Raw genomic sequence first — 12,640 nt, 5'->3', positions numbered from 1 at the left:
CTTACTTCACTCTTTTGAATTCCTTTACATCTTCATCTGTAATCTCGTATAAGGCATTTATAAATTCAACTTTAAATGTCCCAGGAAGATGTCCATTTGGACGTTTTTCTGCTATTTCTCCAGCGATATTGTAAACCAACATTGCTGTTTCTAATGATTTCAATTCTTGACCTTTTTCTAGTCCGATAAAGCTTGCTACTACAGCTCCTAATAAGCATCCTGTCCCAATGACTTTCGGCATCATAGCACTACCATTATGAATCGTTACCACTTCTCCATTAACAGCAATGGCATCCACTTCACCTGTTACTACTATTGGAATATTGAACTTCTCATTTGCTGCTAGAGCAATTTCGTCAATATTATCTACGCCCGCACTATCTACTCCTTTAGATGCCACATCTATTCCTACTAAAGAGGCAATCTCGCCAGCATTTCCTCTAATCGCTGCTAGTTTATAATTGTTGATTAGATCATCTGCTACTTTTTTTCTATATTCTCCTGCTCCACAAGCTACTGGATCTAATACTGCAGGGACATTATATTTTTCAGCAATTTTTAGTGCCTCTTGATACAGCTTCCAATTTTCATCCGTTAAAGTCCCAATGTTAATCAATAATCCTCCAGCATATTTTAATAAATCTTCTAAGTCTGCTGGGTACTCGCTCATAGCTGGTGACGCACCCAGTGCTACTAATCCATTTGCTGTGAAATTTTTTACTACATCATTGGTGATGCAAATGACCAAAGGTGCTTTTTCTTTTAATAATTTTAAACTTGTCATATTGAATTCCTTCCTTTTCACTTTATACGATCTACTGATTTCGATTTATCTCTATCTTTAGTTGAGAATTTTTTTCAGTTACATTGAATGATTTACCTCGTCAAATTTGTCAGTATCCTGAACTTTCTCTAGGCATCATAACCAATGTCAAAAAAGGCTAATTCTAAAGCGACCGCTTGATTCCAGCGTTGCTGAAGTTCTGTCAAATCTTCTCGACCTTTTCCGACACGATTGCGTTCGTCAACCAGAAATTGAACCCACTCTGCAAAGAAAGAACCTCTGTGGAGATTGATCCATTCCGAATGAATATAGGCTTCAGGAAGAGCCAAATCTTTAGAACCCCAGTCTAAATAGAGACCCTCTGCAATGACCAGCATGACCAAAAGATGGGCATAGTCTGATGAAGCCACTGCCGAGTACATTAGATTCTGAAAGGCTTTTGTTACAGGGTGCAAGCTCACTTCTAGATAGTCATTCTCAGATACGTTTAACTCTTTGAAAGCCTTTTGGAAATAGCCATCTTCATCTGCTTCAAGAAAGCCTAGTTGTTTGGCAAAACGAAGCTTGGATTCAAGCTGGTCTGCGTGGGCTACGCAAGCACCCAACATGGATAAGAAGGCATCAAAGAAGTGATAATCTTGAATTAGGTAGTCTTTTAAGACCTTAGTCTCAATTGTCCCCGCAAAAAGTTCCTTGACAAAACGATGATTGATTGCAGCCTGCCAATCCTTCTGACTATTTTTTAATAATTCTCCAACAGTCAAACCTGGCTGAAATGCATAAACCTGTGTTTCCATATTTATTTTTCCTCTCTTTACTCCTTAGTAATCAATAAAACACCAAGAGATACCAAGTAAAATCCTAGTTTCACTTGATCCTTTTAAAGAACACCGAGGGCATTTGCAGAGAGCTACCTAAACAAGCCTACCCAGTTTTATATAAACAAAAAAACTCCAATTACAATCAAGAATTAGAGTTGACTTACAAGATTAGACCGTTCATTTCACCATACGAAAAAAACTGTTCACATTTCCCTTCGCCAGTCTTAACTGTATCAGGTTCAATGGGTATCATCTCAGCCTAAAGCACCCCAAATGTCTTTATTATTTAATTACTAGATCATTATAACAGAAATTGAAAGCCCTAGCAAGATATTTGACCGAAAAATATCTTTATATAGTTTTTGATAGCGATTTATTCTTCCAATACACGAAGAAAAACCTCCACATTCAGTGGAGGCAATCTCTTTTATCAATACAATTTTAAGTCACGAGGGTCAACTGGGAAGGTTGGGTTGTATGGGTTGTGACGAAGTTTGAAGTGTTTGACATCTTCAATGGTCTGAGTTCCAGACAATTGCATAACTGTCTTCAATTCCGCATTCAAGTGTTCAAAGACTTGACGCACACCAACACTACCACCAAGAGCCAAACCATAAATAGCAGGGCGACCAATAGCTACCAAGTCTGCTCCTGAAGCCAAGGCTTTAAAGACGTGTTGACCACGACGAACACCAGAGTCAAAGACAATTGGCACACGTCTATCAACTGCTTCTGCCACTTCTTGAAGCGAGTCAAAAGCAGCTGGTCCACCGTCGATTTGACGACCACCGTGGTTGGTTACCCAGATACCAGAAGCTCCCGCAGCAAGTGAACGCTCAACGTCCTCACGGCATTGTGGTCCCTTGACATAGACAGGAAGTCCAGAGTATTCAGCGATAAATTCTACATCGCGTGGAGACAAGCGCTGTTTAGCTGATTTGTAAACAAAGTCCATTGATTTACCAGCACCTTCTGGCAGGTATTCTTCAACAATCGGCATGCCAACTGGGAAGACAAAACCATTACGCTTATCCACCTCACGATTGCCCCCTACAGTAGCATCTGCCGTCAAGACAATCGCTTTATAACCTTCAGCCTTCACACGGTCCATGATGTGGCGGTTGATACCGTCATCCTTACTAAAGTAAAATTGGAACCAATGAGGTGTCCCTTGAAGGGCTTCAGAAATCTCTGGAAGGTCAACAGTAGAGTAAGAACTGGTTGTATAAAGAGAACCGAACTCATGCACACCACGCGCAGTCGCCACTTCACCCTGTTCATTCGCTAATTTATGAGCCGCAACAGGCGCCATAATGATTGGTGAGGATAGTTTTTCACCTGCAAATTCAATCTCTGTACTTGGATTTTCAACATCGCAAAGCGTATGTGGAACGATGAGTTTGTGGTTAAAGGCACGGATATTCTCTCTTAAAGTGAAAGTATCTTCTGCCCCACTAGCAATATAGCCAAATGCTGCTTTAGGGATCACTTGTTGCGCCATTGGCTCCAAATCATAGGTATTAATGAAATCTACATGCCCTTCTGCATTGCTTGTTTTGTATGACATAAACTGTCCTCCTTGATTAAGTAAGCGTTTGCTTTTTACTATACATCTATAATAACTCTTTTTTCAATCATTTTCAAGAGTTTTGCTTAAAAACAATCTTATTTTTCATACAATATATTAGCCCTACTTTCCTTAAACTCTAAACTTTAGTCTATATTAAGTGAATCGTTGAGATTTTTTGCTGCCAGGCATTTGAACTACTTTTTTATTTGCTGATTCTATCTACTAATGCTATAAAAAACAAGTAAATAAGACACCAGAACATCCTCTAATAGGGCCTATGGACTTATATCAGTTATTTAGTTTTAAAAAAGCGTTCCAAACATTCAAAAATAGTTGGGACTTCCCTTAATAAATCTGTTCCTTTCTTTTTCAAGATAGCCCATTCGAACTGAACCTTTCTAAAAGACAAAGCAATCGTCTGCTACTAGCCTATCAACAGAAAGGAAAAGAAGTCTATTTCAGCAGAAAGACGAAAGCATTCGTTATAAAAGAAGTTGACGGTGACATCTACCTCAATATCGCTGACAAGATCTATCACACAAAGGAGCTACTAGTTCATGAACTCTATTCGAAAAACTTTGAACCAGAACCAGAACAAAAAAAGAAAGACGCAAGTATATCCCTCCACAAACCCATCCGTGGAAACTCACATCTTTCAAACAATATCTTCAGAAAAATAAAAAGGATTATGAAGAGTTTACTAGTGAGGAGCTTGATTCTCCTCAGCTACAAGTATAATCTATTTCTCGCTAAATGGGAAGCTGTTCCTTAAAGGAAATCACTCTATCCCTTACATTTAGGAGAGAGAAAGCAAGGAGTCTAAGACAAGCATTTCATTTGACAAAACAGCTTCAAGGGTTCCTCGTATCAAATAAAATCAAAATAATTGCCCTCAATCTCACCATTTTTTTGGGACATCATCACTTTCGATTGACAATTCTTCAGTGAAATGAGTTTGTCACAAATCTCAAACCAGCTAAAAGTAGTTCATAAATAAATGCCAACTTCCTTTCTCTATCTGTAAGATACTCATCAGATTATATAGTCTAGGAAGTAAGAGTTCTTTTTTATCCCTTTTTTTGTAATAGGCGTACCTCTCACTACTAATTACTTGCAATAATACCCGTATAACTTTTACAGCGGTGTTAGTTTAGTTCCTTCATAATATCGATGTTAACTTTTAACACAGACACCCTATCTTCACCTAGAAATCCAAAAATTTTTGTTACTGTATGCTTGTCAATGATTTCTTCCAGTCTAGGCAAGCTAATACCTGTTGTCTTAGAAATACGGGGGAGTTGTAGTTTAGCACTTTCTGGACTGATTTCTGGATCCAATCCCGAAGCCGATGTTGTTACCAAATCAGCAGGGATATCTCTGATTGAAATAGTTGGGTTTTCTTCTATGAGAAGAGACAGTTCCTTTTGAACACGTACTTTTAGTTCAGGATTACTAGGAGCCAGATTTTGGGAACCAGAAGTAATATCCCGCCTTTGTCCACTTGGGTCTCCTTCGCTAAGGTAAGTATTATACTGAATAGCAGATGGTCTACCATGCAGAAAAGCAGCTGACGAAAATTCTTGCCCAATTAAAGCCGATCCAATAAGCTTCCCATCCTGCTTAATTTGACTACCATTGGCTTGAACAGGAAAAATAAACTGCCCTAATCCGGTAATCAGCAAAGGGTAAAATAATCCACAAACCGCCCCAAATAAAAGACTTAGTCGGACAGAACGTCTGATATGTATAAATATTTTTCTCATGATTGTTATTCATTCCTTTCATGTTCAACCCAAGGAAAAGACACTGATTCTTTTAAACGTAAAGCAATGTAGATAAGTTTCAATCTTATTCCTCTAAATATTATATTATATTAAACTAATCTTATCAGGATAAACCCAATAGATACAATAATGGAGTAATACTCATATCAATGATTTTAATTCCAATAAACGGGATGAAGACTCCACCCAAACCATAAATCAGCATGTTATGAGCCAAAACTTTTTCTGACCTTTGAGGCTTATAAGAAACTCCTTTCATCGCAATCGGAATTAGAAGAGGAATAATAATGGCATTGAAAATCAGAGCCGATAAAATTGCGCTGGAAGACGTTGATAATGACATGATATTTAACGATTGCATTTGGGGGATACTGGGCATAAAAATAGCTGGAATAATGGCAAAGTATTTGGCAATATCATTAGCAATTGAAAAAGTGGTTAAAGCTCCTCGCGTCATTAATAATTGCTTTCCAATTTCAACGATATCCAGAATCTTGGTTGGATCGCTATCTAAATCCACCATATTAGCAGCTTCTTTAGCAGCACTTGTTCCAGAATTCATAGCAATACCGACATCTGCCTGAGCTAGTGCTGGGGCATCATTAGTCCCATCTCCTGTCATCGCAACAACTTTTCCTAAGCGTTGTTCTTTTTTAATAGCTTCAATTTTATCTTCTGGCTTGCATTCAGCGATAAAGCTATCAACGCCTGCTTCTTGAGCTATGGTCGCAGCGGTAAGAGGATTATCACCGGTACACATAATAGTTTTAATTCCCATTGCCCGTAGGCGAGCAAAACGCTCAACTAAACCTGGTTTGATGGTATCCTTGAGAGCAATCACTCCCAAAATATTCTGCCCCTCCACTACTGCCAGTGGAGTTCCCCCAGCTGAAGCAATTCTTTCACTGATAGACTTCAAATCTTTCGGAATCACACCACCTTTACCTTTAATATAGCGACTTATAGCATCTGTGGCACCCTTACGTATCATTCCCCCATCAACAAAGTCTATCCCACTCATTCGTGTTTGAGCAGTAAAATCAATAAAGGTCATATCTTCAGAAATAGGAGGAATACTTGCCCCATATTCTTTAGCAAGCTTAACAATTGATTTTCCTTCCGGTGTATCATCCTGTAGAGAACTTAGCATAGCTGCTCTTATTAAAGACTCTTGACTAACACCATCTACAGGAACAAAATGAGCAGCCATACGATTTCCAAAGGTAATGGTTCCTGTTTTGTCCAAAATCATAGTATCCACATCACCACTAGACTCCACTGCTTTTCCTGACATAGCAATCACATTAAACCGTGTAACGCGATCCATACCTGCAATTCCAATTGCTGACAGCAGACCTCCAATTGTTGTTGGAATTAAACATACGGTCAATGCCACAAGAGTAGTAACTGTAATCTTTATGTGCAAAGCGCTAGCAATCGGGTACAAACTTCCAATTACCATTAAGAATATAATTGTTAAGCTGACTAGCAAAGTATTCAAGGCAATTTCATTAGGGGTTTTTTGCCGAGAAGCACCCTCTACCAAGGAAATCATTTTGTCCAAGAAAGACTCTCCAGCACGTGAGGTCATTTTCAACTTAAGCCAGTCACTAGCAAGAGTTGTCCCTCCTGTTACAAAAGCAAAATCACCACCAGGTTCTTTGATCACCGGAGCTGACTCTCCTGTAATAGCTGATTCGTCTACAGAAGCAATTCCTTCAATAACTTCACCGTCACCAGGAATTAATTCTCCTACCTTAACCAGAACGATATCTCCTTTTTGCAAGGCTGTGGCCTCAATAGTTTCTTCAAGAAGGGTCTGACCATCATTGTCAAAATAGAGTCGTCTAGCTGTCATATTTTCTTGCGTCTTTTTTAAACTTTCAGCCTGTGCTTTTCCTCTTCCTTCCGCAATGGATTCAGCAAAATTAGAAAATAATAAAGTTAAAAATAAGATCACTGCTACTATGCCATTATACAATTGACTACTTTGGCTATCTTGTTGAGCATCAACGGGGATAATTGTTAAAAAGAAGGTCAGAACAAAACCAACTTCAACTACAAACATTACTGGATTTTTAATCATGTAACTAGGGCGAAGTTTTACGACCGCTCCTTTAAGGGAACTGAGTAGTATCTTTTGTGTCAGAAAGTAAGTTTTCTTTGAAATCATAATAAACCTCATTGAGTTAGAAATTCAGCTAAAGGTCCTAGTACAAGGACTGGTAAGAAAGTTAAGGCTGATATAATCAACACTATTACACCTAAAATAATGGCAAAAGTCCCCGTATCTGTTTTTAAAGAACCTAGGGAATCATTCACATGTTGCTTAGTCATTAACGAACCAGCAATCGATAGCTGAAGAATCAAAGTCACATAGCGTCCAAAAAACATAGCTAATCCTGTAGATATATTCCAGAATAAAGTATTGTCTTTTAGTCCTTCAAATCCCGATCCGTTGTTAGCAGAAGCTGAGGTAAATTGATAAATCACTTGTGATAAAGAATGAAATCCTGGATTGGTAACACTGTTAAATCCTGCTGGCAATGAGACAGCTACTGCTGAAAAACCTAGAATAATCATAGGGTGAACCATGATGGCTAAAGCAATTAAAGTCATTTCTTTACCTTCAATTTTTTTTCCTAAATAAACAGGTGCACGCCCAATCATTAATCCACAAATAAAAACAGTAAGAAGAACGTACAGCATCATATTCATTATTCCTACACCTTTACCGCCAAATATAACATTGAGCATCATGTTAATCATAGCTACTCCACCACTTAGAGGAGTCAAAGTATCGTGCATATTATTCACGGAACCCGTTGTAAAAGCCGTTGTTATTTCTGTAAACAGACCAGACATTGGAATACCGAACCTAACTTCTTTACCTTCCATACTTCCCATTGATTGATTCAAACCCAATTGATGCAAGACAGGATTTCCTCTACTTTCTGACCAAACAATAATGGATAAACCAACAAAAAATAAGAATAGCATAACAATCAGAAGCGGTCTTGCCTGTCCTCCTAGTTTAATAAACGTAGATTTAGTGGACTTATAAGAAACTTTCTGTACAGATTCAAAGGGATGATCTTCCTTTTTCCTAGATGAAACCATATGACCAAAAACAACTACCATAGAACCTGGTAACAACATCATAGATAGCATTTCAATAATATTTGTGATTACATTAGGGTTTTCAAAGGGAGTTGCTGAATTTGCTGCAAAAAAACCACCACCGTTGGTTCCCAAGTGTTTAATAATTTCAAGAGAAGCGACCGGTCCCATTATAAGACCTTGTAAATTGCCCTCCAAAGTAGTCGCATATAACTCTTTTGATAGTGTTTGGGGAACCCCCTGTGAAATAAGTAACAAAGAGCCTATTATTGAAAAAGGAAGCAACACTCGAGTAATCACCCGAACAAAGTCAACATAGAAATTCCCCATGTCTTGATACTTGCCTGATACACCTCTGATAAAAGCCATAGCAGCAGCATAGCCTGAAGCAGCTGAGGTAAACATCATAAAAGTAATGACAACCATCTGACTAAAAAAAGACAAATCCCTCTCACCAGCATAATTTTGTAAATTAGAATTGGTGATAAAAGATATGACTGTATTGAAACTCAGGCTTGATTCTAATGAACCAACACGGGTGGGGTTCAAAAAGAAAAAGGCCTGTGTTCTTAGGATTACATAAGCCACTAGAGCCATAACAGCATTAGTTAAAATAAGGGCTACAGCATACTCCTTCCAAGTCATTCCTTTTTTGTCCACATCAAGCAACTTATAAATCCACCTATCAATAGGATCCATAATGGGATCTGCAAAAGTTTTTTGCTGGCTAGCTATATGGTAAAGATACTTTCCAGTTGGTAATATAATAATACAAGCCAGTACTAAGACAAATATGATTTGTAACATCTCACATTCCTCCTAAAATCTCTCCGGGTGTAACAGAGCATAAAATAAATAACAGATTAATAAACCAAAAATTATTCCTAATACTATCATAGTACACTCTCCCTCTAATCACCTTTAAGGTGCTTATCACACCAAACAATAAAACCAATCATTAACAAAAAAATAAAAAATAAAACTAGAAACATTATGAAATCTACTAGCATTGTATCCTCCTTCAAGAATATAATCATTCTACCACGAAAAGTATAAAAATGATATAAAGATTACGGATATAAAATAAAGATTATATAAAGATTGTCTCCTAAAATAACCTAAGACAACCTATCCTAAGACTTGTTTCAAATAGCTGCCAAGAAATTACAAATCAGGTGAATAAAATTCTTTTTGGATTATTTGTCATCATAATTTTCAATCTTAATCATACGATAACCGATACCAATATGAGTTTGAACCATTTTAGAGTAACCCAATCCTAATTCGATTTTTTTTCGCAATGTATTAACAAAAACTCTCAAAGCAGAAAAATCTTCCTCATAATATCCCCAAATTTCCTTGACAATAAAACGATAAGTCAACACTCTATCAACATTCTCTGATAGAAGACAAAGCAACTTATACTCAATCGGGGTTAAGTGAATTTCTTGGTTATTAACAAATACACGATTAGATAAAAAATCAACATGTAGCCAGCCATTAGTAAAAGATGATTTTTCAGAATTACCGTCACTTTGTTGATTAATCTGCTTTGACCTCCTAAGACTAACTCTTAACCGAGCGAAAAGCTCATCAATGCTAAAGGGTTTCGTCAAATAATCATCTGCCCCAGCATCAAGTGCATCAATCTTGTCACTTTCTTCTCCACGTGCACTAACAACAATAACAGGTAGCTGTGAAAAGCTACGAATCTTGTCAATAATGTCTTTACCATCCATATCTGGCAAACCCAAATCCAATAATAATAAATCTGGAAATTGCGAAATGATCTGACGCAAAGCTTCCTCTCCAGTCCGAACTGATACATAATGATAACCTTCAACTTCCATTGCTAAGGATAAAAGTCTGTTAACGGAAGAGTCATCTTCACAAATTAAAATCTTAACATTTTCATTTTTCATGTAATACATTCACCTCCGCTAGTGGTAGTGTAAATCCAAAGATAACTCCTTTAGGAGTATTGTCATGGACGTAAATAGTCCCCCCATGTGCTGTAATAATACTCTTACATAAAGATAGTCCTATACCTAGGCCTCTTTTACCATCGGATGCCAAATTTTCTGATGTATAAAAAAGGTCAAAAATCTTTTCTTTTGCTTGATCGTTAATACCAGGACCATCGTCAGAAACCTCAACCACCAGGTTCTGATCCTTTCTATTACTCGTCAATGTAATTAAAGATCCTTCATGCGTATATTTAACTGCATTGTTAATGATATTAACCAGTACTTGCACAATCAAGGGAGCATCCATTTTAGCTATTAATAAATCATCTGATAAAATTAAAACAAAGTCATGATTCTTAATATGTTGATCCACATGTTTCAAAGCTTCTTCAATCAACTCATCGAAAACATTTATTCTTAATGAAAGAGTAGTATCATTATCCAATTTAGTAATTGACAATAAATTTTCAATCAGATTAATCAACCACATAGAGTCATCGTAAATATAGGCAGCTAATTCTATCATACGCTGTTTCTCCATGATTCCCCCCGTCTCCATCATTAATTTAGACTGACCTGATATGCTTGTAAGTGGAGTTCTCAAATCATGTGAGATTCCCCTTAACAAATCAACCCTTAACTGTTCTTTTTGTATTTTAAGTTCCATTTTTTGTTGTTCTTCGCGTAATGCTTCTTTTTCTAATGCCAAGGATGCCTCTCCTAAAACAGTTAGAATAACAGATTTTTCAAACAGGTCAATCATTGTTTTATCCTCTATTAAAATACCAATAATAGCAAAAACAGAATCTTTACCTCTGACAGATAAATACAGAAATTTAGCAGCAGACAAGGTGTTTGTTGTTGCTCCAGCTTGTTTATTATTATATAAAACCCACTCAACCACTCCTCGCTCATTGTACTGATAGTAATCAGCTAAGGTCCTCAAAGAATGACTGGTAGGGAAATATTTCGGCGTCTCCAAAGTACCACCTGTTACAGGATAAATCACCACATCACTATTCAATAATTTTTTGACTTGAATAGCTAGTTCTTCTAAAATGGAAGGAATAGAGTCTGCCTGAGATAATCCTCTATTTGTTTGTAGTAACAACTCTGTTAGATAAGATTTTTCAGTAGATAATCTTGCCTGCTCTTGAATCCTTTTTATGAGACTAGAAGTAATCAGACCAGTAATTAACATAATAGCAAAAGTCATAGGATAAGTAGGATTAAAAGAAGTAAAAGTGTAGTAGGGGGCCACAAAAAAGTAATTAAAACAAAGAACTGATAAAATAGAAGAAATCACACTATAAAGTTTTCCTTTTGTCCAAACAGCATTTATTTGAACACTTAATATATATATTATTATAATGTTGTTGGTACTGAGATTCCAGAAACGAAATAAAAGACCTGTTAAGGTTACTAGCAACAATACCACCAGTGTTTTAACCAAATCACTGAAAGAAAATTGCCATTTAGAAAACCAAGAAGGCAACGAGAGCTTACCAACCGAAGTCTCTTTTTTTCCTCTAGTATTATGGACTACAAACATATCCAAATCAGGAACATTCTTACTAAGAACTTCCACAATATTTTCTTTAGGCCAAATAGTTCTGGAGCCACTTTTTCCGACTACTAACTTAGAAACACGGCTCAATTTTGCGTAATCAGCAATCTGCTTGGTCACATTATTATAATCCATAACTGTCACCTTAGCTCCCAACCGCTCTGCCAATTCCAAGTTCTGATGTAACTCCTGATTAGTCAGTTCCCTATCTAAACTACCAATATACAGGGCTGTAAAGTCTGCATTAAGAGCACTTGCTAATCTTGAAGCAGCGCGAATGACATGTGAAGAGGAGGGAGAGGGTGACACACAGACCAAGACATGTTCCTTGGTCACAATACTATCTTTAACTTTTTTTCCTCGAAAAGCACTTCCATTAATCTGATCAGCTGCTTTGCGCAAAGCGATTTCTCTCAAAGATATTAACTTTTCTTCAGTAAAAAAGTGACGCTTGGCCAATTTAGCTTGCGATTTAGAATAAATTTTTCCTTTATCCAATCGTTCAAGTAAATCTGATGGGTCAATATCTACAAGTTCAATCTGATCAGCCTGATCAAAAATAGCATCTGGAATTATCTCATTAACTTGAATCCCTGTAATAGCTTCAATCACATCGTTTAAACTTTCAATATGTTGGACATTTACAGTAGTATAGACATCAATCCCTGCATAAAGCAGTTCCTTAATATCTTGGTACCTCTTTTTATTACGTGACTCAAAACAGTTAGTATGAGCCAATTCATCCACTAAAATAATGCGTGGTTGACGCCTTAAAGCAGTATCAATATCAAACTCATTTAAGGTGATACCTTTATATTTTATTGTTTTAGGAGATAATTGCTCAAGACCAATCAGTAAAGCCATAGTCTCAGGTCGATTATGAGGTTCAATGTAACCTACTACCACATCTACTCCAGCTTTTTGAGCTCGCTGCGCTTCTCTAAGCATAGCATAGGTTTTTCCAACTCCTGCAGCATAACCAAAATAAATTCTTAACGCCCCTGTTTTCATAACATCACCTTAGTTA

Annotated in this window: 9 protein-coding genes, 1 pseudogene and 1 riboswitch; of the genes and pseudogenes, 1 reads left to right on the top strand and 9 read right to left on the bottom strand. The window is 37.0% G+C overall.

The window, feature by feature from the left end; genetic code table 11:
* Position 1: 1 nt before the first annotated feature.
* The 3 genes from thiM to lctO form a co-directional block, all read right to left on the bottom strand.
* Positions 2-784: a hydroxyethylthiazole kinase gene (gene thiM, locus SPPN_RS03600; protein WP_000202469.1), complete on the bottom strand. Its 783-nt coding sequence runs from the start codon at positions 782-784 to the stop codon at positions 2-4.
* A gap of 128 nt (positions 785-912) precedes the next feature.
* A complete protein-coding gene (locus tag SPPN_RS03595; protein WP_000449919.1) occupies positions 913-1,581 on the bottom strand; it encodes a TenA family protein in 669 nt (222 codons plus the stop codon).
* A 217-nt stretch (positions 1,582-1,798) separates the two neighbouring features.
* A riboswitch (TPP riboswitch) is annotated at positions 1,799-1,887 on the bottom strand.
* A 148-nt stretch (positions 1,888-2,035) separates the two neighbouring features.
* Positions 2,036-3,172 (bottom strand): L-lactate oxidase, encoded by a 1,137-nt coding sequence (gene lctO, locus SPPN_RS03590; protein ID WP_000120708.1) that lies wholly within the window; start codon positions 3,170-3,172, stop codon positions 2,036-2,038.
* Positions 3,173-3,620: 448 nt separating this feature from the next.
* On the opposite strand from lctO, the pseudogene SPPN_RS11870 reads away from it, so the two are divergent.
* Positions 3,621-3,913 (top strand): annotated as a pseudogene (locus tag SPPN_RS11870) (hypothetical protein); the annotation flags it as partial.
* Between the two features lie 407 nt (positions 3,914-4,320).
* Here SPPN_RS11870 and kdpC read toward each other — a convergent pair.
* From kdpC to SPPN_RS03565, 6 genes are all read right to left on the bottom strand, one after another.
* The gene (gene kdpC / locus SPPN_RS03585; protein WP_001225808.1) at positions 4,321-4,938 is read right to left on the bottom strand and encodes a potassium-transporting ATPase subunit KdpC; all 618 of its coding nucleotides are present in this window, start codon (positions 4,936-4,938) and stop codon (positions 4,321-4,323) included.
* 124 nt (positions 4,939-5,062) lie between these two features.
* Positions 5,063-7,132 (bottom strand): potassium-transporting ATPase subunit KdpB, encoded by a 2,070-nt coding sequence (gene kdpB / locus SPPN_RS03580; RefSeq protein ID WP_014017221.1) that lies wholly within the window; start codon positions 7,130-7,132, stop codon positions 5,063-5,065.
* An 8-nt stretch (positions 7,133-7,140) separates the two neighbouring features.
* Positions 7,141-8,886, bottom strand: a complete 1,746-nt coding sequence (locus SPPN_RS03575) for a potassium-transporting ATPase subunit KdpA (protein WP_000939242.1) — start codon at positions 8,884-8,886, stop codon at positions 7,141-7,143.
* Positions 8,887-8,898: 12 nt separating this feature from the next.
* Entirely contained in the window at positions 8,899-8,976 is a 78-nt protein-coding gene (kdpF, locus tag SPPN_RS11860) for a K(+)-transporting ATPase subunit F (protein ID WP_007285010.1), read from the bottom strand.
* 299 nt (positions 8,977-9,275) lie between these two features.
* The gene (locus tag SPPN_RS03570; RefSeq protein ID WP_000787304.1) at positions 9,276-10,001 is read right to left on the bottom strand and encodes a response regulator; all 726 of its coding nucleotides are present in this window, start codon (positions 9,999-10,001) and stop codon (positions 9,276-9,278) included.
* Entirely contained in the window at positions 9,991-12,624 is a 2,634-nt protein-coding gene (locus SPPN_RS03565; RefSeq protein ID WP_000847726.1) for a sensor histidine kinase, read from the bottom strand. Before SPPN_RS03565 ends, SPPN_RS03570 begins: the two co-directional genes overlap by 11 nt.
* Between the last annotated feature and the right edge of the window lie 16 nt (positions 12,625-12,640).

The organism is Streptococcus pseudopneumoniae IS7493 (assembly GCF_000221985.1).
Taxonomy (GTDB): Bacteria; Bacillota; Bacilli; order Lactobacillales; family Streptococcaceae; genus Streptococcus; species Streptococcus pseudopneumoniae.
The sequence above is the reverse complement of the archived record's forward strand: the minus strand, read 5'-3'. Positions and strand labels throughout refer to the sequence as shown.

What these genes read in the sequence shown, in the direction of transcription:
- SPPN_RS03565 (WP_000847726.1), bottom strand. Translation starts at nt 12,624, where the DNA reads ATGAAAACAGGGGCGTTAAGAATTTATTTTGGTTATGCTGCAGGAGTT.
- SPPN_RS03595 (WP_000449919.1), bottom strand. Translation starts at nt 1,581, where the DNA reads ATGGAAACACAGGTTTATGCATTTCAGCCAGGTTTGACTGTTGGAGAA.
- SPPN_RS03575 (WP_000939242.1), bottom strand. Translation starts at nt 8,886, where the DNA reads ATGTTACAAATCATATTTGTCTTAGTACTGGCTTGTATTATTATATTA.
- SPPN_RS03570 (WP_000787304.1), bottom strand. Translation starts at nt 10,001, where the DNA reads ATGAAAAATGAAAATGTTAAGATTTTAATTTGTGAAGATGACTCTTCC.
- thiM (WP_000202469.1), bottom strand. Translation starts at nt 784, where the DNA reads ATGACAAGTTTAAAATTATTAAAAGAAAAAGCACCTTTGGTCATTTGC.
- kdpF (WP_007285010.1), bottom strand. Translation starts at nt 8,976, where the DNA reads ATGATAGTATTAGGAATAATTTTTGGTTTATTAATCTGTTATTTATTT.
- lctO (WP_000120708.1), bottom strand. Translation starts at nt 3,172, where the DNA reads ATGTCATACAAAACAAGCAATGCAGAAGGGCATGTAGATTTCATTAAT.
- kdpB (WP_014017221.1), bottom strand. Translation starts at nt 7,132, where the DNA reads ATGATTTCAAAGAAAACTTACTTTCTGACACAAAAGATACTACTCAGT.
- kdpC (WP_001225808.1), bottom strand. Translation starts at nt 4,938, where the DNA reads ATGAGAAAAATATTTATACATATCAGACGTTCTGTCCGACTAAGTCTT.